Raw genomic sequence first — 21,533 nt, 5'->3', positions numbered from 1 at the left:
ACGACCGTGCGCCCACGATTGGCATATGTCCGACCCACGCAGCGATCTTCCCACCCACCAGGTCGAAAACCAGCCCGACCCGCTGGGTGATCTAAACCTCTATGCTTCCGACCCCATCTTGCGCAGCACCGCACCCGATAGCCTGTCCGACTATGGCGCAGCTCTCGGGCAGTCAGAAACGCGCGCCACCGGGCGTTCCGCCAACCGGCACGGGCCGGAGCTTCAGCTTTTTGACAGTGGCGGGCGACGCTTGGACGAGGTCACGTTCCACCCCGCCTACCACGAGATGATGACGCTGAGCCAAGAGGCGGGCTATGCCGCAACAGCATGGGACGGGGGCAGTCATGTAGCGCATGCGGCGATGGTATATCTCGCCAGCCAGGTAGAGCCCGGACATTGCTGCCCTCTGACCATGACCTATGCGGCCGTGCCCGCCTTGCAGGTGAACACCGACATCGCCGCGCAGTGGGTGCCCAAATTGATCGCCCGCGACTATGACCCACGCACGCTGCCCATCGGGCAGAAGCACAGCGCAACGTTGGGCATGGCGATGACCGAGAAACAGGGCGGATCGGACGTGCGCGCCAACACCACGCGTGCAGTGCGTGACGGCGACAATTGGCGACTGACAGGGCACAAATGGTTCTGCTCTGCGCCGATGTCCGATGGATTTTTGACACTGGCGCAGACGGACAATGGCCTCACTTGCTTCCTTGTCCCGCGCTGGCTTGATGGGGACCGAAATGCGATCCACCTGATGCGGCTGAAGGACAAGATGGGCAACAAGGCCAACGCCTCGTCAGAGATCGAGTATCGCGATGCCCTCGCCCACCAACTCGGCGATGAAGGGCGTGGGGTGCAGACGATCATCGAGATGGTCCATCACACGCGATTGGATACGGCCATGGCCCCCGCCGGATTGATGCGCGGGGCGCTGACCCATGCGATGCATTGGGCGCAGCATCGGACTGTGTTTCAGAAAAGGTTGATCGACCAGCCGCTGATGCAATCGGTGCTGGCGGACCTGATCCTTGATTGGCAGGTGGCGACGCGGTTGGGCTTGTATGTCGCGATGGCATTTGATGACCCAGATGCCCGGCCCTTTGCCCGGATCGGCGTAGCACTAGCAAAGTTTCTGAACAACAAGCTGTGCCCGCGCGTCACGCTTGAGGCGATGGAGGCGCTTGGTGGCATGGGCTATGTCGAAGATACGCCCATGCCCATGTATTACCGCGAGGCCCCGCTCAACAGCATTTGGGAAGGGTCCGGCAACGTTATTTGTCTGGATATCCTGCGCACCCTGTCGCGCGACACAGATGCGTTGGAGGCGTTGCGCGCGCGGTTGGATGCCGCCACGGGAAGTGACCCACGGTTTGATCAGGCATTGAAAGACCACCGCGCGCGCTGGTCCAAGCTGCCGGACGAAGGCGAGGCACGGCTTTTCGCTGAACGCACCGCTCTTCTGCTAGCCGGATCGGTTCTGATCCGCACCGCTCCGGGCGCCGTCACCGATGCGTTTGTCGGGACCCGTTTGACTGCCCCGTCAGGTCAAATCGCTGGCAGCATCACCGGCGTCGACGCCCGGTCGATTGTACAAAGCTTCAATGGCTGAAAGGGCCGGCGGGTGGGCGTCTTTGCGCTCTGCGCAAACAGACCAGCCTCGGCCAAAAACTGCGACCGCGCCCCGTTGGGCACAATGGTGCCAAACCTCTGTTTAATTTGACGAAACCGCACCGCACGCTGGATAAGCCTTTGCAACCATTTGCAAATCACAAACCGGCTAAGAAATTGCAAAGCCACCGAAACCCGTGTCCCCGCGGGGACAAATCACACCCATTTCGCCAAAGGTGGCAACGACATCAGCACCGCATTCGCATCATGCCCGGTTTCCAGCCCGAATTTCGTGCCCCGGTCATAGACCAGATTGTACTCGGCATAGAGCCCACGATGCACCAGTTGCGCGTCCTTGTCGGCGTCATCCCAATCCTGCACGCGGCGCTTTTCGACCAGGGGAACGTAGGCTGGTAAAAACGCGCGGCCGATGTCCTGGGTCAAGGCGAAGTCCGCCTCCCAATCGCCGGTGCAGTGGTCATCCATGAAGATGCCGCCAACCCCGCGGGCGCGGTGGCGGTGCGGGATGTAGAAATACTCGTCCGCCCATGCCTTGAGCTTTGGGTAGTGCGCGTCGCCGTGCGGGTCGAGATGCGCTTTTTGCTGGGCGTGAAAGTGCGCCGTGTCCTCGGCGTATTCGATGCAGGGGTTCAGGTCCGACCCGCCGCCGAACCACCATGCGTGCGGGGTCCAGAACATACGCGTGTTCATGTGAACGGCAGGGGCATGCGGGTTCTGCATGTGGGCAACAAGAGAGATGCCGGAGGCCCAGAAGCGTGGGTCATCCTTCATCCCCGGAATGCCCTTGCGTGCGGCCATCGCCATCTGTGCCCGTTCGCCCAACGTACCGTATACGGTCGAGACGTTCACACCGACCTTTTCGAACACGCGACCGCCGCGCATGACGCTCATCAACCCGCCGCCCGCGTCAGAGCCATCGTCTGAGGTGCGCTTGGTGTCCGTCACTTCGAACCGGCCCGGCCCGGCGTCCGACATTGGCCCGGTGTCGTGGCTGTCTTCCAACCCTTCGAACGCCGCGACGATGTCATCACGCAACTGGCGGAACCATGCGGAGGCCCGTGTTTTCTGGGTGTCGAATTGTTCTGTCATCGCGCACTGTCCTGTTTGGTTGACAGATTTTTAGCGCAGGGTGCCACGCGGGGCAAAGGACAAAACGTCTCTAGTGCGCGGGCGCATCCACGGGATCAAGCAGGCTGCGCCCGCCATCCACCGTCATCACATCGCCTGTGACAAAGCCGGAGCCATCAGAGGCGAGGAATTGCACGGCGTCCACCAGCTCCGTCGGGCTGGCGATCCGGTGCAGGGGCGTGTGGCTTTCGATCTGATCGCGCCAGTCCGGATTGTCCCCGATGGAGGATTTGAGCGAAGCCGACATGACCGACCCGAACGCCACAGCGTTCACGCGGATGCGGTTGGGTGCCAGGGCCAGCGCCATGGAGCGGGTCATTTGTTCCAGTCCGGCCGAGGCGATGGAATAGCCCAGCAGTTCGGGCCGCGTCTGATGCGCAGCGATGGAGGAGAGGTTGACGATGGAGCCGATGCTGGTCGATTCCGTATCGTCCTTGGACTGTTTGATCATCCGCCGCGCCACCTGTTGGCTGAGGCGCAAGGCCGTCATCAGGTTCTGCTCCAGCAACATCTCGACAGAGGTATCCTCGGGATTGAGCGCGTCCGTCTCCATCACTTGCCGCGAGGCGTTCACAAGGATGTCGACCTGATCAAAGGCATCAATGGTGGCCGACACGAGATTGGCGATGGTCAGCCGCTGGCGGAGGTCACCGGCGAAGTAGCGGATATTCCCCTCTTCCGCGACATCGCCAAGTTCCGCGTGCAGCCGTTTTTCGTCCATGTCGGCGCACATGACATTGGCACCCCGATCCGCGAAATGCCGCGCGATGGCGAGGCCGATACCGTTGGCCGCCCCCGTCACGATGGCCGTCTTGCCGTTGATGGAAAAGGACATGGGGTTACCTCTTTGACCGTTTGGGCCGTTCGGCCCGCACCAGCTTGAACCGCGCATCGCCATCGAGATCAACCACTTTGGTGAAGTGGGACGCGAGGGCATCCTCGTAAGGCAAGTGCCGGTTGGCGACCATCCAAAGCGCGCCATGCGGCTTGAGGATGCGGGCAGCGTTGGCGATAAAGGAGCGGCCCAGTGACGGGTCGGCGCTGCGGGATTTGTGGAAGGGTGGGTTCATCACCACGGCGTCGACCTTTTCGGGCGGTGTCCACGAAGTGGCATCGGCCCAGTGGAAAAGGGCGCGGTCATCGGTGATGTTGTGGCGGGCGCATTGCAGCGCCATGTCATGCGCCTCGACCAGATGCACGGCTTTGACATCGCGGGTCAGGAGGTGGGCCGACAGGTAGCCCCAGCCTGCGCCAAGGTCGGCGATGGTGCCAACCATCACCTCGGGCAGCGCTTCGACCAGAAGGGCGGAGGCCGGATCGACGCCGTCGGCGGAGAACACGCCGGGCGCGGTCCAGAAGCCGCCCTCGTGCAGTTCAGGACCACGCGCCCAGTCCGCGAAGTCGGCGCCGCCAGCGGTCCAGTAGATCTTGCCGTGGGATTTGGAGATGGGGGCGCTGACCTCGGCCCTTTTGCGCAAGGCCTTTAGCATGGAATCCGCGCCGTCGGTCTTTTGGCCGTCCACGATCACCGGGCCGTCGGTTTGGGCCATGGCGGCTGCAACAAGCGCTTGGGCTTCGGCGCGGGCGCGGGTCAGGCAGACGATGCTGGTGGCAAAGCGCGTATCTTTGGGCAGCTCGGGCGAGACGATATAGCCGCGTTGTTCGAATTGGGTGCAGACGGTGACCAAAGGCGACACGATGTGCACGCAGTCCTTTGGCAAGCTGGACAGGTCGGCATCTTCGGCAGGATGCAGAACGGCCACGGGGCCATCGCCCAATGCGTCCATCGCATCGAGCGCCAAGGGCAAGCGATCACCGATCACTTACTCTTCTTTCTCCATTGTGCATTGCAGCGGGTGCTGATGCCGGCGGGCAAAGTCCATGACCTGCGCCACTTTCGTCTCGGCAATCTCGTGGCTGAAGACACCCACAACGGCGAGGCCCTTTTTGTGGACCGTCAGCATGATCTCGAACGCCTGCGCGTGGTTGAGGCCAAAGAACCGTTCGAGCACGTGGACCACAAACTCCATGGGCGTGTAGTCGTCATTTAAGAGCAGCACCTTGTAGAGAGGCGGGCGCTTGGTCTTGGGCTTGGTTTCAGTGACGACGCTGGTGTCCCCATCGTCGTCCATCGGTCCTGCCATCATGTGCATGTCAGACTGCATGCGCGTCCTCGCTTGCGGGAATCTCTTGGTGAGCTTGGATCACCCTATATAACGCAGGGGACGCTTTAGAAAAGAGGGTGGTGCGGGAATGTCGCGCCGCAGGCAACGGGATGGTCTTCGAAACCAGATGTATTGCGTTCGATGCGGACGACACACTTTGGCACAATGAACGGGTGTTCAAGCTGACGCAGGACCGATTTGCAGAACTGCTGGCCCCGCACGCGGATGTGCCTGATCTGGATGCGCAACTGCTGTCGGCAGAGAGGCGCAACATCGGGCATTATGGCTTTGGTGTAAAAGGCTTTGTGCTGTCGATGATCGAGACGGCGCTGGAAGTGACTGAGAACAGGGTGCCCGGTGCGGTGATCGGCGACTTGATCGCGGCAGGGCAAGAGATGCTGTCGCATCCCATAGACCTGCTGCCCTTTGCCAAAGACGCGGTGGCTGTCGCCAAGGACCGTGGCCCTGTGCTGCTCATAACCAAGGGCGATTTGTTGGATCAGGAGCGCAAGCTGGCGCAGTCGGGGCTGGGGGATTTATTCGACGGGGTCGAGATCGTGTCGGACAAGACGCCTTCCGTTTACGCCCGCATTTTTGCCGAATTTGGCGGGCCGGATCGCGGCATGATGATCGGTAATTCGATGAAATCGGATGTGCGACCGATGATCGATGCGGGCGGCTTCGGCGTCTTTGTGCCTCACGATCTCGCATGGGACCTGGAAGCGGCAGACGCCCCGGACGGGCACCCGCGTTACGCGGCCTTGCCTGACTTGGGCGCGCTGCCGGATTTTCTGCGCATGCGCGATTGAGCGCCGCCACAATCCTGCCACAATCGCCCAAATGGGGCCATTCGGGACCGCATCCGCAACATGTTGAGAGATGCAGGTGCAGAAAAACGGAAACGTGAGTGGCATCAAGACTTTATCGAAAATGCGACCTGTGCTAGCTTTGCGCCAATAAATAAAAAGGTCAGTCGAATAATCGGCGGCCAGAGGCAGTCATAAGGCAGGTTTACCGTGAAGGTTCGACGCGCGCAGTCGGCCCGTATTGGGCTCATTCTTTTTGCAATTTTGTGGATGGTGGTAATTTTGCCCGCCTCCGTCATGGCAGCGCCTTATGCCGCATTCGTTATGGATGCGCGCACAGGCGAAGTGCTGCATTCCCGCAACGCGGACACGCGACTGCACCCGGCATCGCTGACCAAGATGATGACCCTCTACGTCGTCTTTCAGGCGGTCGAGCGGGGCGAGATCACCATGGACACCAAGGTGAAGGTATCCAAGAAGGCCGCCGCCGAGGTGCCATCGAAGCTGGGCCTGCGCGCTGGCTCAAGCATCAAGCTGCGCTATCTGGTGCGTGCCTCTGCCGTGAAGTCGGCCAATGATGCCGCCACAACCATTGCCGAAGCGATTTCCGGGTCCGAAGCAGCATTTGCCCGCCGGATGAACCGCACTGCGAAGTCATTGGGCATGACCCGCACCACCTTCAAGAACGCGCACGGCCTGACAGAAAGCGGGCATATGTCCACGGCCCGCGACATGTCGATCCTGGGCCGCCATCTGCTGTATGATTACCCGCAGTATTATAACCTGTTTTCGCGCACCTCGACAGATGCAGGCATCAAGAGTGTGAACAACACCAACCGTCGGATGCTGGCCAATTACAAAGGCGCGGACGGGATCAAGACCGGGTACACACGGGCCGCGGGCTTCAACCTTGTGGCGTCCGCAGAACGCGGAAATGAACGCATCATCGCCACGGTCTTTGGCGGCAAATCGACCGCATCGCGGAACGCCAAGGTGGCTGAACTGCTGGATTTGGGCTTTCGTCGCGCACCCAGCCGTGCGCCGCTGCGCAAGCCGCAAAAGCCGGGATACGTGCCGGGTGACGAGCCCGTCATCGTTGCCGGCAATCAGGATGCGCCAAAAGGTGCGGGCAAGATCATCCGCCTGAGCGGTGCGGTGAAAACCAGCTACCGACCCAAGATGCGTCCAGGCAGTGCCGCCCCCGTGCTGGTGGCCGAAACCCCGGTGGTTCCCACCGTGTTGCCGGATGACATCCAGACAGCGCTTGTCGCGGCCCAAACCACCGAGACGACGGCCGCGGCTGCAGCCACTGCCGTGTCTGCCGCCTTGGTGCCCACCGTCCGTCCTGAGGCGCGTCCGACGCAGGTGGCATTGACGCAAGAGCCTGAGGTCGTGACCCGTGTGTCTACGTCCGGCGGACGACACTGGGGTGTGAACGTGGGCCGCTATGGCAGCCGCTACAAAGCCGAAAAGGTCCTGTTGCAGACCGCGCTGGCCGAAATGTCATCACTGGACGGCAGCCTGCGCAAGGTTGTGCGACGCCCTACCGGATTTGACGCCAACTTCATGGGTATGACTCGTGATGGAGCGGACCTCGCTTGTCGTCGTCTGCAGTCGCGCAACGTCACCTGCTTCATGATCGGGCCGAAATCCTAGGACCAGCTGGCCGGGTCCACGTTCAGCAGAATGGCGATCTGGTCATAAACATCCGGTTCCGCGCGTTTGAGGGCTTGGGGTCGTTCGAAAAAGGCTTCGACCGCGACCGCAAAGAACTCTTCATGATTTGTGGCGCCATAGGGATCGATAACCGTGCGGCGTCCGGCGTTAATACTGGCGACGTGCCGGTCAAAAGCCTCGACAATCACAGCGCGCCACGTGGCAAAGCTTTGACCCGCAGCCATGGGCGGCGCACCATCGGTCTGGCCGGACAGGTCATCAAGCTGGTGCGCAAACTCATGCAGGACCACGTTCAGACCGTCATTGTCGTTCAACCCACCCTGCTGGGCGTCCTGCCATGACAGAACAACTGGCCCGCGTGACCAGCTTTCCCCAAGCCGCACGACGTCCTGCTCGGTCACGACATAGCCATCCTGTGTGGTCTGCTTGGATTTGAAAGCGCCGGGATAGATCAAAACGGTGGTCAAATGCTTGTACCAGGCATCGGTGTTTACCACGAGCAAAGCCGCCTGAGCCGCAATGCTGAGCGCCATTTCATCCGTGACCTCAAGCCCATTGCACCCCACCAGGTCTGCCTGGTTCAGAAGCAGGGCGACCTTGCCTTCGAACGGTGCTTTGAGGTCCGGCGGCAGCTTGCGAATAAGCGGCATCTGCGCCCGGATGATGCGCCATTCCTCGTCCGTGAGACGGGATGCGAGCACCTCTTGTTGCCATTGGCGTTTGCGCCATGTGCGGTAGGCCAACGCAAGGCCGATCAGGGTAAGAAGGCCAAAGAAGTAAATCATGTCTTGGCGGCCTTTCTGATCCAGCGGATGAAGTCGCGCAGCGGGGGGCGCTGAATGCCGGGGCGCGTGACAAGGTGATAGCCTGCGCCCTCCGTTACGTCCTCGTGCAGAACACATAAGCGGCGCGCCTGAATATCCGCCTCGACAAAGGTGCGAACGGTCACGGCGACCCCCTGCCCGTCCCGTGCGCCGTCGAGCATCAGATTGCCGGGCACTTGGGTGACGGGCCCGCGTGGCATGCCTGCGCCACCGCGCAGGGCAAGCCACTGAGAGCTTTCGGTGGTACCGACCTCTTCCAGCCAAGGCAGCGCGCCAAGGCGCGAGGGATCGGAGATATCGCGCCCTTCGATCAGGTCAGGGGCTGCGACCACGACCATGGAGGTGGGCACCAGTAGTTCGTTGTCCAACCCCTCCCATCCGCCCGTGCCATAGCGGATCGACACGTCCACACCGCCGGGGGTGAGCGTGACCAGTTCAGCAGTGGGGTTGAGCACCAGATTGATGCCGGGATGCTGCGCGCGGAACTCTGACAGGCGCGGCATGAGCCACGCGGCCGCAAAGCTGGGTGTAGGCGAGATATGCAGTGGGCGCGCGGCCTCCGCTCCGGTGACCATCGCCAAAGCGCGGGCAATGCTGGCGAAACCGTCAGCGCAGCCCTGCGCCAGCAATTCCCCATCGTCGGTGAGGCGCATGGCCCGGCCCGAGCGGTCGAACAGGCTGACACCAAGATGCGTTTCCAGCGCGCGGAGTTGCTGGCTGACCGCCGCATGGCTGACGGACAAGGCGTGTCCCGCCGCCACAACGCTGCCGGTGTCGACAAAAGCTGCAAAGGCGCGGAGTGCGGCCAATGGGGGAAGGTCACGCCATTCCATATGTTATTTCAGCTTACATGTGTGCATTCCATTTGAGTCGCATGATCAGCCTTATTCGTCAATATAGGTGCATATTCCTTCTTTCCCCAAGAGGTGCACCATGCTGGATATCTACGCACAAACTTTCATGACCGCGACGCGCAATCGCCCCTGTACCCGTGTGACATTGCCCAAGACCCGCTGGTGGCAAGGCAAGCGCACCAAATGCATCGATCTGGACAAGCTGTGATTGCTGTTCTTCGGCGGTCCGTCGACACGGACACGATCAAATGGGCAGCGTCCCTCGTTCAAATCATGGGCTATGGCGCGACAGCCATGGGTGCAACACCTGCCAATCTGTACTTCTTCCTGGTGGGTATTCTGGGCTGGTTCGTTGTGGGCTGGCGCTGGAATGATCGGGCGATCATGCTGATCCATATCGTGGCGCTGGCTGCCATGATGGTGGGGCTAGCTGCCGGGGCCTGAAACCTCTCCCCCCTCAAAGCTGTCGCGCAGCAGGCCATAGCGCATCCGCGCGTCAGCGATGCCCCGGTAGGACCCGATCAGATCCCGGATCGGGTCCCCGATCCGCTCCAATCCAGAGATGAACGCAACAATCACACCCACCTGTACCTCGCCCTGAATGGCAAGGTAGCCGCCATAGGCGATGACCCCGAACGGCCCGAGTGCGATCAACAGGTTGTTGATCGTTTTCATCGTGTGCTTGGTCAGAACAAAGCTTTTGCGCAGATCACGGATGCGATCCGACATGCTGTTGAACTTGTCCGGCGGGTCGTGGTTGAACAGGCTGTCGTCTGGTTCATCCACCATGAAGTCACCCAGATCGCGCGTCTCTTCTGCCTTGGCCTTGGCCAACCGGTTCATCCGGGCCTGCGCGATGGGAACGATCACGAATTGCGGCAGGTAGAGTCCGATGGCAATGGCCGCGATCACCGGCTCGACCGCCAGCATGTAGCCCAAAACCGCAATGAGCGTGCCCGCCTGCAACAACGGTGCGGAGATTGCATCGCCCGCAAACCCGCCCAGCTTTTCGACCTCGTTCGACAGGATCGACACCACGGCGCCATCATCGACAGAATCGCCGTCATCCTTGCGGTATTGGGGCGGACAGTGCTCGGTATAGATGTTCCGATAGGTGTCATCCCGCAGACTGCGCGTCACATGGGCCGAGATGTAATCGCGCCAGAGACGCACGCCGAATTTGACAGCGGCCGCCCCGAAGATTGCCACCAGATAAAGACCGCATAGAAGTGTCAGCAGATCGAGATCGCTGTTCGCGACGGCATCGTCCAATGCCCGGCGTTGCAACTCAAGCGGCACAGGTTGTAGCAGCGCCAAGATCAGCGTCAGCCCGGCAAGACCGATTTGCTGGCGCCGCGAGTGGGCAAGGATATAGCGGTACAGTGAACGATGCATGCCGTGGACCTAGCGCACGGAACCGTTTGGCCTAGTGCGTGGCTTGCAGAAGAAGGCGCGTGTAGTCGGTTTGTGGCCGTTCAAACAGGTCGTCCGCATCGCCTTGTTCGACCACGTCGCCCTGTTTCATCACCATGACCTTGTGGCTCATTGCGCGCACGACCTTGAGATCATGGGAAATAAACAGGAACGCCAGCCCGTATTTCTGCTGAAGCCCGCGCAGCAATTCCACGATTTGCACCTGTACTGTCATGTCGAGGGCGGAGGTCGGTTCGTCCAGCACCACCAGCTTGGGTCGCAACACCATGGCCCGCGCGATGGCAATACGCTGCCGTTGACCACCCGAGAACTCGTGCGGGTAGCGATCCATCGTCAGGGGGTCGAGGCCCACTTCGGCCATTACCTCTGCAACCACCTCGCGCGCGCTGCGTCCGTCGTCGATGCCGTGCACGCCAAGTCCCTCGGCAATGATCTGCATTGCTGTCATACGCGGGCTGAGCGACCCAAACGGGTCCTGAAACACGATCTGCATGTCTTTGCGCAGGCGCCGGAGTTCGCGGACCGACCATGACCGGATGTCCTGCCCCATGTAGACGATGCTGCCCTCTGACGAGATCAGCCGCATGATGGCCAGTGCAAGAGTGGTCTTGCCTGACCCGGATTCGCCGACAATGCCGACTGTTTCGCCCGCATGCACTTGGATGGTGGCGTCGTTTACCGCCTTCACATGTCCAACAGTCTTGCGCAACAAGCCTGCCGTGATGGGGAACCAGACCTTGAGGTGTTCCGTCTCGGCCACCAGTTCGGCGCTTTCGGGAACGGGGGCCGGTTGTCCGGTGGGTTCGGCGCTGAGCAATTTCTGCGTATAGGGGTGCTTCGGGTTGTCGAAGATGTCCTTTGTGGGACCGGTTTCCACGATTTCGCCGTGCTGCATGACACAGACGCGGTCTGCAATGCGGCGCACGATGCCAAGGTCATGGGTGATGAACAAAAGGCCCATACCCTCCTTTTCTTTCAGGTCCGCCAGCAGGTCGAGGATTTGAGCCTGGATGGTGACGTCGAGTGCGGTCGTTGGCTCGTCCGCGATCAGGACATCAGGCTGGTTGGCAAGAGCCATTGCGATCATGACGCGTTGACGCTGACCGCCAGACAATTGGTGAGGATAGGCGCCAAGGCGGCTCTCCGCATCGCGGATGCCCACCTTGTCCATCAGTTCGAGGATGCGGCTACGGGCAGCATCGCCAGCAATCCCCTGATGCAACGCAAGGCTTTCCGCGAGCTGCTTGTAGATCGTGTGCAGCGGGTTCAGGGATGTCATCGGCTCTTGGAAAATGAACGAGATGTCGTTGCCGCGCACTTTGCGCAACAGGCGTTCGTCGGCATCGATCATTTCCTGCCCGTCATAAGTGACCGATCCCGACACCTCTGCGCTGTCGCCCAAGAGCGAGACGGTGGAAAGCGCGGATACCGATTTGCCAGACCCGGATTCGCCCACGAGTGCGACAGTTTCACCCCGGTCGACATGGAAGGACACGCCTTTGACCGCCTCAGTCAGCTGACCATCCTGCCGGAAACCAACGCGCAGGTCATTTACTTGGAGAAGCGCCATCAGGAGAATGTCTTTCTTGGGTCGAATGCGTCTCGGATGCCTTCGAAGATAAAGATCAGAAGGCTGAGCATGATCGCGAACACGGTAAAGGCAGTGAAGGCCAGCCACGGCGCTTGCAGGTTCTGCTTGGCTTGCAACGTCAGCTCCCCCAGCGACGGGGCCGATGACGGCAGGCCAAAACCAAGGAAGTCGAGGACCGCGAGGGAAGAGATGGTGCCGGTGATGATGAACGGCAGCATCGTCAGTGTCGCCACCATCGCATTGGGCAGCATGTGGCGGAACATGATCGTCAGGTTTCCGACGCCCAGCGCCCGTGCGGCACGCACGTATTCGAGGTTGCGCGCACGCAGGAATTCGGCGCGGACCACACCCACAAGACCGGTCCAGCCAAAAAGGACCAGCAGGAACACAAGCAGCCAGAAACTTCGCCCCAGGATCGCGAACATGATGATGATCACGTAAAGGCTGGGCGTGGACGACCAAATCTCGATGATGCGTTGGAAGATGAGGTCTGTTCGTCCGCCGAAATATCCCTGCACGGCGCCCGCGATAATGCCGATGATGGCGGAGGCACCTGTCACTACAAGCGTGAACAGCACCGACAGGCGGAAGCCATGGATGACGCGTGCCATCACGTCGCGCTTGGTGCCATCCGTACCCAGCAGGTTCTCGCCATTGGGGGGCAGCGGGGCTGCACCGGGCCGGTCCACGGCGGTGTCGAAGCTGTAGGGGATCAGGGGCCAGATGGTCCAACCCTTCTGGATCTCGACGCCATCAACTTCGCCATCCTGCGCATCTGCAATGATACCTTCGGGGTCGTCAAAACAGTCGATCAGACCGCCCGAGACAATCAGACATTCGACCTCCGGATCGCGGTAGCTCGCCTCGGTTCGAAAGTCGCCGCCGAAATCTGTTTCGGAATAGAAGTTCCAGATGGGCGTGTAGAACTGGCCTTGATACCGCACGAGGATCGGCTTGTCGTAGGCGATGAATTCCGCGCAGAGCGAGAGGCCGAAAAGGATCGAGAATATCCAGAGCGACCAGTAAGCCCTCCGGTTTTTCTTGAAATTTCGCCAGCGGCGTTGGTTCAGCGGCGACAGGGAAAAGAACGGGCGTCGCGGCGCTGGTACCACCGCCGGTGCCGGTGCCACGTCGATTTCGGTTTCGGGCAGCGCCATCAGCCTTCCCTCCGCTCAAAATCAATGCGGGGGTCGACAAGCACGTACATAAGGTCCGAGATGATACCAACCAAAAGGCCCATCAAACCAAAGATATAGAGCGTTCCGAAAACAATCGGATAGTCCCGCGCGACCGCCGCTTCGAACCCCAAGCGGCCCAAACCATCGAGCGAGAAGATGGTTTCGATGATGAGCGAGCCGCCGAAGAAAACACCGATGAACACTGCCGGGAAGCCTGCAATCACGATCAGCATGGCGTTGCGGAATACGTGGCCATAGAGCACGCGTCGTTCTGACAGGCCCTTTGCACGGGCCGTCATGACGTAAAGTTTCTTGATCTCGTCGAGAAAGCTGTTCTTGGTCAACAGCGTGAGCGTTGCGAAAGCACCGATGGTGCCTGCGAGAACGGGCAAGGTGATGTGCCAGAAATAATCGAGCACTTTGCCGATCGTACTGAGGTCTTCGAAGTTGTCAGATGTCAGACCGCGCAGCGGAAAGATCTGGTAGTAACTGCCCCCCGCAAAAAGAACGAGCAATAAGATCGCGAAGAGAAAACCGGGGATGGCGTAGGCGGCGATGATCGCCCCCGACGTCCATGTGTCAAAGGGGGTGCCGTCCTTGACCGCCTTGCGAATGCCCAACGGGATCGACACGAGATAGGCAATGACCGTGGACCACAGGCCAAGCGTGATTGATACGGGCAGCTTTTCGATGACAAGGTCTATGACGCTGATAGATCGAAAGTAACTTTCGCCGAAATCAAAGCGGGCGTAGTTCCAGATCATGTTGAGAAAGCGTTGGATCGGTGGTTTGTCAAAGCCGAACTCGCGCTCTAACTCCTCGATGAACTCGGGCGGCAGGCCCCGTGCGCCGACATAGGTGCTGTCGGAAGCCGTGTTCAGCTCATCCGCGCCCGCGTCATTGTTGCCTCCCGCGAACCCACCAAAGACGTCACCGCCCCCTTGGGCCCTTGCGATGGCTTGTTCCACAGGGCCGCCAGGCACGAATTGGGTCAGTGTGAAGTTGACCAGAAGGATGCCAAGAAGGGTCGGGATGACCAACAGCAACCGTCGCAGGATATAGGGGGCCATCCGATTATCTCAGTGCGCCGGAGGACCGAAGTGCTGCGGCCTTTTCTTCGTTGAACCACCAGAAATCCAACTGGCCCAGCGCATAGGGTGGAATCGTCTCCGGGTGCTCGAACATGTCGTAGTAAGCGACCCAGAAGCTGGGGTTGTACCACACAGGGATCATTATGAATTCGTAGCGCAGTGCCCGGTCGAGCGCCATAACGGCAGCCACTTCTTCCTCACGTGTTTCCGCGGTGAGAGATGCGTCGATGATCGCATCAACCAGTGGGCTGGCCAGTCCGGCAGGGTTGAACAATGAAAATTCGGCGGCTTCGGATCCGAAGCGTTGGCGCAAGCCGGTGCCCGTACCAAGAAAGGCGGCGTAGGCATCATAGACCAGATCGTAATCCCGGTCCCGCTCTCGAGATGTGTATTGCGAGGGATCGACCTTCTCGAAAGAGATGTCGACCCCCAGCTTCTCGACGTTCGAAACGAAATTCTCCATCGCGCCCGACAGCGTGTCCGGCGACGATGAGTTAAACAGGTAATTGATTTTCAGCGTGTCACCATTGGCGTTGCGGCGGACGCCATCATCGCCGACGGCCCAACCGGCCTCATCCAACAATGCCATTGCCTTGCGCGCGTTGCGCCGGTCAAACAACCGTGCTTCGCTTGAGGTGTGGGGTTGACGCACGTCTTCGGTCAGCATGTCTGGCGGAACCAGATCGCCCAGACTTTGCAGCAATTCCAGCTCCGCCCCTTCCGGCTTGGCCTTCGCCATCACGGGTGTGTCCTGACTGAACGATGCACGCTGTTTGAACAGGCCGTATTGCAGCGACGCATTGGTCCACTCGAAGTTGAAGGCCAAGGCCACCGCTTCGCGCACGCGTTTATCTTCGAAGACAGGCGAGTTCAGGTTGAACACGATGCCCGACGGTGTGGGGGGCGACCCGTTTGGCAGCTCTTTCTTGACGATGGAGCCGTTGTTGACCTTGGGAGTGTTGTAACCCGTCGCCCACTTCTTGGAATCATTTTCGGTGCGGAAGGTAAACTCACCGGCAAGGAAGCCCTGAAAGGCCGCCTCTGCGTCACCAAAGTATTCGATGCGGATGCTGTCAAAATTATTGCGTCCGACGTTGAAGGGCAGATCGTTGCCCCAATAATCGGGATTGCGTTTGTAAACGACGCGCCGGTTCACATCGAAACTGTCGAGCATGTAGGGACCCGAGCCGGGCGAGATTTCAAGCCGTGCCTCGTCCAGCCGCGCACCTGTTTCCTCGTACCACTTCTTTGACCATGCCGGGACAAAGCCCACCTGATCGATCAGCGACCGGCGAGAAATTCCTTCTGCGAAGTGGAATTTGATCGTGTGATCGTCCAACACTTCCACCTTGGGGATGCGTTTGCGCACCGCGTCGGCATAAGATTTCAGGCCTTGGTCAAGCAGCAGATTGTGGCTGAACTCAATGTCATGGGCCGTCACTGGGGAGCCATCGGAAAACTTCGCCTCGGGACGCATGTAAAAGATAACCCAGTTCTTGCCTTCGTCATATTCGAGGCGTTCCGCCAAAAGGCCATAGTATTCAGCGTAAACATCTGCTGGTGCGGGCGCGGCATTCACACCCTCGCCCAGCAAGCTCTCGAACATCACACTCGACAGAGCCGCACCGCGGCCTTTGCGCGTGTAGGGGTTCAGGGAATCAAAGGTGCCGACCGTGCCCAACGATATTTCACCACCCTTGGGGGCGTCCGGGTTCACATAATCAAAGTGCGGAAAGTCCTCGGGATAGGTGAGGTCGCCGTAGAAGGAATAACCGTGGGCCGATGTTACGTTCTCATGACCATCTGCGCGGGCCACTCCTGACACTGCCATCGTGATCAAAAGACCGAAAACCCCAAGTCCGCCCCACAGGATGTGTTTGTTCCGTGCTGCTGTCACACGCGATGTCACATGGGCCTGCTTTTGAGCGCGATTGGGGTTGGGTCGCATGGAATTCCTCCGGTCAGTGGCATTCAGGGCCGTCTTGTCATTGGAAATAAGCTAAATACGCGCCACGCCAATATGCAACTTGAGAATCCGTGATCCGATCCCTGCCATGTGAGAGGACTGTAACATTTGGCACAAAAAAAGCCGCGGGCGAGACGCGCGCGGCTTCGATTGTTGGTTTTGAAGCGGATCAGTTGACGACGCTTTGGAGATAGGCAATCAGGTTTGCCCGGTCTTCGACGTCACGCAGACCGTTGTAACCCATGGATGTGCCCGGCGCGTAGCCGCGTGGGTTTTCCAGAAATCCGTTCAGGTGCTCAGGCGTCCAGACATCAGCCACTTCCTCAAGCGCGCCGGAATAGGAACCGTAATCCGTCCCGTCGACTTCACGTCCGACAACGCCATAAAGGGATGGTCCAACAGCATGTTCGCCTTCCTCAAGCTTGTGGCATGCGCTGCACTGACGGAACACGCGGGCACCTGCGCCTGCGTCGGCCGCGGCAAACACGTCGGCAAAGGCCACTTCGACCACCTCTTCTGCAGATTCGTCAGCCCCTGTGTCGATGACATAGGCCTGATCACCGTGACCATTGACATGATACAGTTCGTCCGCGGCCCACTTGCCCAGCAAAAGAACCAGCAGCGCGCCACACAGGCTGGCCGCAATCTTGGTAAAGGTCATGGTGTCGAACATTTGGCTTCCGATTCCGTGGCTTTGTTGTCGTCGTTCCGGCGGGTATCTACGGCTTCCCCTTGGCACTGGCAAGGTATAGAAACCGCGACCAATCGCCCTGCCCGACCACGAGGTAGCGGCCCGGCAGCAAAGGACAAACGATGTCGACACGGATTGCGTTCCAAGGAGATTTGGGCGCTTACGGCCACGAGGCCGTGCTGAAAGCCCGACCTGATGCCACGCCTGTGCCCTGTCATGCCTTTGAAGATGTCATCGCCGCCGTGCGCGAAGGCGCTGCCGATATGGCCATGCTGCCCGTCGAAAACACCACCTATGGCCGCGTGGCGGACATTCACAGGTTGCTACCGCAAAGCGGCCTGCACATCGTCGACGAGGCGTTTGTCCGCGTGCGCATTGCGTTGATGGCAATGCCCGGCCAAAGCCTGGACGACATTTCGCTGGTCCGCGCTCACCCGGTCTTGATCCCACAGGCGCGTGCCTATCTTGATGCGCGCAACATAGCGGCAGAAGCCGCGCCCGACAGCGCTGGTGCGGCTGCCGCAATTGCCCAAGCGCAGGAACTGGGTGTCGGGGCGCTGGCATCATCCGTCGCCGCAGAGATTTACGGGTTGACCGTGCTGGCCCGCGATATCGAAGATCAGGGCCACAACACGACACGTTTTTTGCTGATGTCGCCTGACGACGACACCACGCGCCGGGGCGACACGATGATCACCACCTTCGTTTTTGAAGTGCGCAACATTCCCGCCGCTCTCTACAAAGCCATGGGCGGTTTCGCGACCAATGGCGTGAACATGACAAAGCTGGAAAGCTACATGGTTGGTGGGGCCTTCACCGCAACGCAGTTTTATGCGGATGTCGAGGGACACCCGGACGATCCTGCGTTGGCACGGGCGCTGGAGGAACTGGATTACTTCACCCATCGCTTGGATATCTTGGGCGTATACCCGGCCGCACCCGGTCGCGATTGATGGAACCGGGTCGGCGGGTGGGCGCATTTGGCCCGTTAAGGGACAAACAGAGCCGCCCGACAGGCCCGATCAAGCGCTGCGCTGCAACCGGTCTTCCAGCGTTTTTGCATAATCGGCAACACGCAGCTTGAATCGCTTGGTCAACGACGATTTCGCAAGTTTCAGCGATTGTACGAAGAGCCGCGTCGACAGCGTCAAAGGTGCGATATGCAACGCCAACGCCATCCGCGTTCGACTGCGCGACAACGCCAGCAGCTCAACAGTGAAGGTGCCGGTCATGCCGGGCGACGCCACATCAAACACCATTTCATTGGGGGCATCGTAGCGGCTGAGTTCCAGATCAAGTTCTCGACGACGACCGCGCATCTTGAAGTAAATCTTCCACCGCATGCCAACACCGGCCTGCGTCAGCGGGTCCACCCGCTGCACTTCGGCCCCACGACGCATGGCCTGTCGTTCAAATCCTTCAAAGTCGTTGAGAGCGGCAAACACCTTGTCGATAGGAGCCGCAACGTCTTCCCGCGCCGAGAATTTCATGCCAGTTGCCTGCAGTTTTTTTCAGGCCCCAGTCTCCCCTCAATCCAGTGTATCTGCAAGCCAGTTTTCAAGTAAAAAGTGTGCAATGGCGCCTTTGCGTGCTGGCAGGATGTTTGCGTGCTCTCCTGCAAAGATCGCCAGCATTTCTTCGCGGCTAACCCAAATGGCGTCCTCGATTTCCGCCGGGTCGATGGTGATGTCACGGCTCGTGGCTGTGCCTTTGCATCCGAACATCAGTGACGCAGGAAAGGGCCAGGGCTGACTGGACAGATATTCGACCGCCCCAACCCGGATGCCCGCCTCTTCGAACACTTCGCGTCGCACTGCCGCTTCAAGCGTTTCGCCAGGCTCCACGAACCCAGCGATCAGGGAATACATCCCGTCCGGCCAACCGGGCGAACGGCCCATCAGGACCGAATTGCCGTGTGTGATCAGCATGATGACAACGGGATCGGTGCGTGGAAAGTGATGCGCACCACAGGATGGGCAGATCCGTTGCCAGCCCGCTTGTGTCATGTCGGATGCCGTGCCGCACTTTGCGCAGAACCGGTGCGAGTCGTGCCAGCCGAAGATGGCTTTTGCCGTGGCCGCAAGCTCTGCGTCGCGGGGTGTGAGCCAGGTCATAACCCTGCGCAACTCGGCAAATACCTCGTCTTCCGCAAAGGCCGGATGGTGCTGCTCCGTCGGGTCCAGAAAACCACCCAGCTGGCTGGGATCAAGGTCTGCTGGCTCCCATTTCGACAGATCGAGAGCAAAGCGCGCGGCGCCGTCTTCGCGTCCCAAGAACACAGCTGTGTCCAGATCTGCGTCCCTGCAAACCGGGTGTGTCAATGCCACACGCATCAATTCGGCAGGACGCGTTCGCGCGATCAGCGGTTTGCCGCGCCAGATCAGGATGGCACGCGCAGTCGCTTCTTCCATGGCCGCTTCAATCGCTTGGGCGTCGCCGCGCATTTCTGCTGCACGGTCGAGCGCCGATCCCCCGAATGTCACGGTTTCCGCATGTCTCATGCCTGCTCACTCGTTCCTTTTGTTCGTCCACGTGATTGGCACGGGCCGTTCGGTGACGCAATGGGACAGCGTATGGTGCCCGTGCGGACAAACCCATGTGAATTACTGATTTTTCTTGCGTCTCACTCAACCTTAGGGTGCAAATGGGACTATGACTTCGTTCACGGCCCATTTGCGCATCGCCGCAACCACCGACGTGCACATGCATCTGACCGGTTGGGATGCACTGCGAGACACGCCGTTGGCGCATAACGGCATTGATCGCCTCGCCACGCTGATCCGGGACGAGCGGAGCCGCGCACGTGGTGGCTTTGTGCTCGTGGACAATGGCGACGCGTTGCAAGGCACTCCTTTGGGTGACTTCTGCACGCAGATGCCGGACGACCATCCGTGGCCCGCAATTCTGAATGCGCTGGACTATGACGCCGTCGGCTTGGGCAATCATGATTTCGATTTTGGCCTTCCCTTTCTTGAGCACGTCATGGCGCAGGCCAATTGTGCGGTCTTATGTGCCAACGCGGTCGGGGGTGCGATCAAAGGTATCGCACCCGTTTCTCTGATAGAGCCCTCTATTCCCTGTTCAGACGGGACGGACCGATCCTTGCGCATCGGTCTGACGTCCGTATTGCCGCCACAAACCGCGGTCTGGAACAGGCGTTGCCTGGATGGGTCCGTGCGGTTCGAGGGGGGCGTACATGCAGTACGCCAGTCGGTTGCTACCCTCCAGCATGCGGGCGCGGATCTTGTGATCGTGCTGTGTCATAGCGGCATGACGGACGGTCTGGACCCGACCGGAGAAAACTTTGGCGCGGCCATTGCGGCGGAGGTGCAGGGCATAGATGCGATGGTCCTTGGCCACACCCATCTGCGGTTTCCCGGACCCGATCATGCTGGGTTTGACGGGGTCGATAATGCAACCGGTACACTGCATACGGTCCCGATGGTTATGCCGGGACACGCGGGACATGAACTGGGCGTCATCGACCTGACACTTGACCACGGTCCGAAGGGTTGGGCTGTCGCGACACACCATGTGCGACGGCGCGGCATAGGTGCGAATGATGCGCCAGACGCGTCGATCGTTCACATCACGCGCCCCGTGGTCGAAGCCGCGCAAACCCACCTGAACACGCCAATCGCCACAACGACCGAGCATCTACACACATGGTTTTCCATGTTGCGCCCCTCGCGCGCCGAAGACCTGATGGCGCGCACTCTGTCCCATACCGTGGCCGAAGCTGTGGCAGGAACGGAGCTGGAGAGCCTGCCGCTGTTGGCGAGTGTCGCGCCTGCGGCGCTGGGTGGTCGGGCGGGGCCATTTAACTTTGTCGACATCCCTCCGGGTCCGGTGCGCGAACGTCACCTTGCCATGCTCAGCCCATATCCCAACACCGTGTGGGGCACCGTTTTGACCGGGGCGCAGGTTTGGGAATGGATTGACCGCAGCCTGGCATTTTTTGCGCCACTGGGCGCCGATGGGGCCGATTTGGTCAATGCCCACGCGCCCGCCTTCAACTTCGATGCGGTACACGGGATTGAGGCAGAGATTGACCCTTTCGCGCCCACGGCTTTCGACGCGAATGGACATAGGGTGGCCCAAGGTGCCACCCGTGTGCGCCGTCTGACCCACGCAGGACGTGACGTGCAACCACAGGAACGCTTCGTTATGGCAATGACAAGTTACCGGGGTGCGGGTGGCGGCAATTTTCCTGGTTTGGGGCCGGAAAGCCGAACGGTCCGAACCGATGTCGAAGTCCGCGAAGCACTGCGCAACGTGGTGATGCAGGCCACGTCCGTCCAACCAATGAGAAACGCGCCGCCATGGCGTTTCGCGACATGGGGCGACACCCGGCGGGTGGTTCGTACGTCACCCGCAGCAGAGCAGTATTTGGCCGACATTGCCGCTTTTGAGCCGCGCGTCTTGGGTGTCGGCAAGGATGGTTTTCTGCACATCGAAGTTTCAATCTAGCGGAACGCCCCCTTGCGTCGCCCCAT

At 60.1% G+C, this 21,533-nt stretch carries 21 protein-coding genes; 7 read left to right on the top strand and 14 right to left on the bottom strand.

Annotation, left to right across the window (positions count from 1 at the left end; genetic code table 11):
* Window positions 1–25 precede the first annotated feature (25 nt).
* The gene (locus tag Q1A32_RS09670) at window positions 26–1,612 is read left to right on the top strand and encodes an acyl-CoA dehydrogenase family protein (protein ID WP_299652242.1); all 1,587 of its coding nucleotides are present in this window, start codon (window positions 26–28) and stop codon (window positions 1,610–1,612) included.
* A gap of 215 nt (window positions 1,613–1,827) precedes the next feature.
* Here Q1A32_RS09670 and hemF read toward each other — a convergent pair whose 3' ends face one another.
* From hemF to clpS, 4 genes are all read right to left on the bottom strand, one after another.
* Window positions 1,828–2,721: an oxygen-dependent coproporphyrinogen oxidase gene (hemF, locus tag Q1A32_RS09665; RefSeq protein ID WP_299652240.1), complete on the bottom strand. Its 894-nt coding sequence runs from the start codon at window positions 2,719–2,721 to the stop codon at window positions 1,828–1,830.
* 70 nt (window positions 2,722–2,791) lie between these two features.
* On the bottom strand, window positions 2,792–3,595 hold the full coding sequence (locus Q1A32_RS09660) for an SDR family NAD(P)-dependent oxidoreductase (protein ID WP_299652238.1): 804 nt from the start codon (window positions 3,593–3,595) through the stop codon (window positions 2,792–2,794).
* 4 nt (window positions 3,596–3,599) lie between these two features.
* A complete protein-coding gene (locus tag Q1A32_RS09655; RefSeq protein WP_299652236.1) occupies window positions 3,600–4,583 on the bottom strand; it encodes a class I SAM-dependent methyltransferase in 984 nt (327 codons plus the stop codon).
* Window positions 4,584–4,925 carry an ATP-dependent Clp protease adapter ClpS gene (clpS, locus tag Q1A32_RS09650; protein WP_299048401.1) on the bottom strand — a complete coding sequence of 114 codons (342 nt, stop codon included), beginning with the start codon at window positions 4,923–4,925 and terminating at the stop codon, window positions 4,584–4,586.
* Window positions 4,926–5,035: 110 nt separating this feature from the next.
* On the opposite strand from clpS, the gene Q1A32_RS09645 reads away from it, so the two are divergent.
* Together Q1A32_RS09645 and Q1A32_RS09640 are read left to right on the top strand one after the other, a co-directional pair.
* Window positions 5,036–5,734 (top strand): HAD family hydrolase, encoded by a 699-nt coding sequence (locus Q1A32_RS09645; RefSeq protein ID WP_299652862.1) that lies wholly within the window; start codon window positions 5,036–5,038, stop codon window positions 5,732–5,734.
* A 207-nt stretch (window positions 5,735–5,941) separates the two neighbouring features.
* Window positions 5,942–7,387 (top strand): D-alanyl-D-alanine carboxypeptidase family protein, encoded by a 1,446-nt coding sequence (locus tag Q1A32_RS09640; protein ID WP_299652234.1) that lies wholly within the window; start codon window positions 5,942–5,944, stop codon window positions 7,385–7,387.
* Here the strand turns inward: Q1A32_RS09640 and Q1A32_RS09635 are convergent.
* Complete coding sequence (locus Q1A32_RS09635; RefSeq protein ID WP_299652232.1) at window positions 7,384–8,193, bottom strand: zinc-dependent peptidase; 810 nt, start codon at window positions 8,191–8,193, stop codon at window positions 7,384–7,386. The two genes, Q1A32_RS09640 and Q1A32_RS09635, sit on opposite strands and share 4 nt — an antisense overlap.
* Entirely contained in the window at window positions 8,190–9,065 is an 876-nt protein-coding gene (locus Q1A32_RS09630) for a LysR substrate-binding domain-containing protein (RefSeq protein ID WP_299652230.1), read from the bottom strand. The genes Q1A32_RS09635 and Q1A32_RS09630 overlap by 4 nt, the downstream gene beginning before the upstream one ends.
* Window positions 9,066–9,165: 100 nt before the next feature.
* Between Q1A32_RS09630 and Q1A32_RS09625 the strand changes: the two genes are divergently transcribed.
* Complete coding sequence (locus Q1A32_RS09625) at window positions 9,166–9,294, top strand: hypothetical protein (protein WP_299613081.1); 129 nt, start codon at window positions 9,166–9,168, stop codon at window positions 9,292–9,294.
* Window positions 9,291–9,530 carry a DUF6552 family protein gene (locus tag Q1A32_RS09620; protein WP_299652228.1) on the top strand — a complete coding sequence of 80 codons (240 nt, stop codon included), beginning with the start codon at window positions 9,291–9,293 and terminating at the stop codon, window positions 9,528–9,530. The genes Q1A32_RS09625 and Q1A32_RS09620 overlap by 4 nt, the downstream gene beginning before the upstream one ends.
* On the opposite strand, the gene Q1A32_RS09615 is transcribed toward Q1A32_RS09620, so the two are convergent.
* The 6 genes from Q1A32_RS09615 to Q1A32_RS09590 all read right to left on the bottom strand — a co-directional run bounded on the left by Q1A32_RS09615 (window position 9,513) and on the right by Q1A32_RS09590 (window position 17,019).
* Window positions 9,513–10,481 carry an ABC transporter ATP-binding protein gene (locus Q1A32_RS09615; RefSeq protein WP_299652226.1) on the bottom strand — a complete coding sequence of 323 codons (969 nt, stop codon included), beginning with the start codon at window positions 10,479–10,481 and terminating at the stop codon, window positions 9,513–9,515. The two genes, Q1A32_RS09620 and Q1A32_RS09615, sit on opposite strands and share 18 nt — an antisense overlap.
* A 31-nt stretch (window positions 10,482–10,512) precedes the next feature.
* Window positions 10,513–12,090, bottom strand: a complete 1,578-nt coding sequence (locus Q1A32_RS09610) for an ABC transporter ATP-binding protein (RefSeq protein WP_299652224.1) — start codon at window positions 12,088–12,090, stop codon at window positions 10,513–10,515.
* Entirely contained in the window at window positions 12,090–13,268 is a 1,179-nt protein-coding gene (locus tag Q1A32_RS09605; protein ID WP_299652216.1) for an ABC transporter permease, read from the bottom strand. Before Q1A32_RS09605 ends, Q1A32_RS09610 begins: the two co-directional genes overlap by 1 nt.
* Entirely contained in the window at window positions 13,268–14,359 is a 1,092-nt protein-coding gene (locus Q1A32_RS09600; protein WP_299652214.1) for a microcin C ABC transporter permease YejB, read from the bottom strand. Before Q1A32_RS09600 ends, Q1A32_RS09605 begins: the two co-directional genes overlap by 1 nt.
* A 4-nt stretch (window positions 14,360–14,363) precedes the next feature.
* Window positions 14,364–16,211, bottom strand: a complete 1,848-nt coding sequence (locus Q1A32_RS09595; RefSeq protein ID WP_299652859.1) for an extracellular solute-binding protein — start codon at window positions 16,209–16,211, stop codon at window positions 14,364–14,366.
* A 304-nt stretch (window positions 16,212–16,515) separates the two neighbouring features.
* Entirely contained in the window at window positions 16,516–17,019 is a 504-nt protein-coding gene (locus tag Q1A32_RS09590; RefSeq protein ID WP_299652212.1) for a cytochrome c family protein, read from the bottom strand.
* 140 nt (window positions 17,020–17,159) lie between these two features.
* On the opposite strand from Q1A32_RS09590, the gene Q1A32_RS09585 reads away from it, so the two are divergent.
* Window positions 17,160–17,990: a prephenate dehydratase gene (locus tag Q1A32_RS09585; RefSeq protein WP_299652210.1), complete on the top strand. Its 831-nt coding sequence runs from the start codon at window positions 17,160–17,162 to the stop codon at window positions 17,988–17,990.
* Between the two features lie 69 nt (window positions 17,991–18,059).
* Here Q1A32_RS09585 and Q1A32_RS09580 read toward each other — a convergent pair whose 3' ends face one another.
* Entirely contained in the window at window positions 18,060–18,527 is a 468-nt protein-coding gene (locus tag Q1A32_RS09580) for an SRPBCC family protein (RefSeq protein ID WP_299613096.1), read from the bottom strand.
* A 39-nt stretch (window positions 18,528–18,566) separates the two neighbouring features.
* Entirely contained in the window at window positions 18,567–19,538 is a 972-nt protein-coding gene (gene nudC, locus Q1A32_RS09575) for an NAD(+) diphosphatase (protein ID WP_299652208.1), read from the bottom strand.
* A 151-nt stretch (window positions 19,539–19,689) separates the two neighbouring features.
* Between nudC and Q1A32_RS09570 the strand changes: the two genes are divergently transcribed.
* Window positions 19,690–21,507, top strand: coding sequence for a 5'-nucleotidase C-terminal domain-containing protein (locus Q1A32_RS09570; protein ID WP_299652206.1), 1,818 nt, complete (start codon window positions 19,690–19,692; stop codon window positions 21,505–21,507).
* The last annotated feature ends 26 nt before the right edge of the window (window positions 21,508–21,533 follow it).

This window comes from uncultured Tateyamaria sp., assembly GCF_947503415.1.
In the GTDB taxonomy this organism is placed as follows: Bacteria; Pseudomonadota; Alphaproteobacteria; order Rhodobacterales; family Rhodobacteraceae; genus Tateyamaria.
Note: the sequence above shows the minus strand (reverse complement) of the source record. Positions and strands in the feature narration are given on the sequence as shown.

Bases quoted from the DNA above. Each gene is read 5' to 3' on its own strand.
- Q1A32_RS09670 (WP_299652242.1), top strand. From the start codon at position 26: ATGTCCGACCCACGCAGCGATCTTCCCACCCACCAGGTCGAAAACCAG.
- hemF (WP_299652240.1), bottom strand. From the start codon at position 2,721: ATGACAGAACAATTCGACACCCAGAAAACACGGGCCTCCGCATGGTTC.
- Q1A32_RS09660 (WP_299652238.1), bottom strand. From the start codon at position 3,595: ATGTCCTTTTCCATCAACGGCAAGACGGCCATCGTGACGGGGGCGGCC.
- clpS (WP_299048401.1), bottom strand. From the start codon at position 4,925: ATGCAGTCTGACATGCACATGATGGCAGGACCGATGGACGACGATGGG.
- Q1A32_RS09645 (WP_299652862.1), top strand. From the start codon at position 5,036: ATGGTCTTCGAAACCAGATGTATTGCGTTCGATGCGGACGACACACTT.
- Q1A32_RS09635 (WP_299652232.1), bottom strand. From the start codon at position 8,193: ATGATTTACTTCTTTGGCCTTCTTACCCTGATCGGCCTTGCGTTGGCC.
- Q1A32_RS09630 (WP_299652230.1), bottom strand. From the start codon at position 9,065: ATGGAATGGCGTGACCTTCCCCCATTGGCCGCACTCCGCGCCTTTGCA.
- Q1A32_RS09625 (WP_299613081.1), top strand. From the start codon at position 9,166: ATGCTGGATATCTACGCACAAACTTTCATGACCGCGACGCGCAATCGC.
- Q1A32_RS09615 (WP_299652226.1), bottom strand. From the start codon at position 10,481: ATGCATCGTTCACTGTACCGCTATATCCTTGCCCACTCGCGGCGCCAG.
- Q1A32_RS09610 (WP_299652224.1), bottom strand. From the start codon at position 12,090: ATGGCGCTTCTCCAAGTAAATGACCTGCGCGTTGGTTTCCGGCAGGAT.
- Q1A32_RS09605 (WP_299652216.1), bottom strand. From the start codon at position 13,268: ATGGCGCTGCCCGAAACCGAAATCGACGTGGCACCGGCACCGGCGGTG.
- Q1A32_RS09600 (WP_299652214.1), bottom strand. From the start codon at position 14,359: ATGGCCCCCTATATCCTGCGACGGTTGCTGTTGGTCATCCCGACCCTT.
- Q1A32_RS09595 (WP_299652859.1), bottom strand. From the start codon at position 16,211: ATGGCAGTGTCAGGAGTGGCCCGCGCAGATGGTCATGAGAACGTAACA.
- Q1A32_RS09590 (WP_299652212.1), bottom strand. From the start codon at position 17,019: ATGTTCGACACCATGACCTTTACCAAGATTGCGGCCAGCCTGTGTGGC.
- Q1A32_RS09585 (WP_299652210.1), top strand. From the start codon at position 17,160: ATGTCGACACGGATTGCGTTCCAAGGAGATTTGGGCGCTTACGGCCAC.
- Q1A32_RS09580 (WP_299613096.1), bottom strand. From the start codon at position 18,527: ATGAAATTCTCGGCGCGGGAAGACGTTGCGGCTCCTATCGACAAGGTG.
- nudC (WP_299652208.1), bottom strand. From the start codon at position 19,538: ATGAGACATGCGGAAACCGTGACATTCGGGGGATCGGCGCTCGACCGT.
- Q1A32_RS09570 (WP_299652206.1), top strand. From the start codon at position 19,690: ATGACTTCGTTCACGGCCCATTTGCGCATCGCCGCAACCACCGACGTG.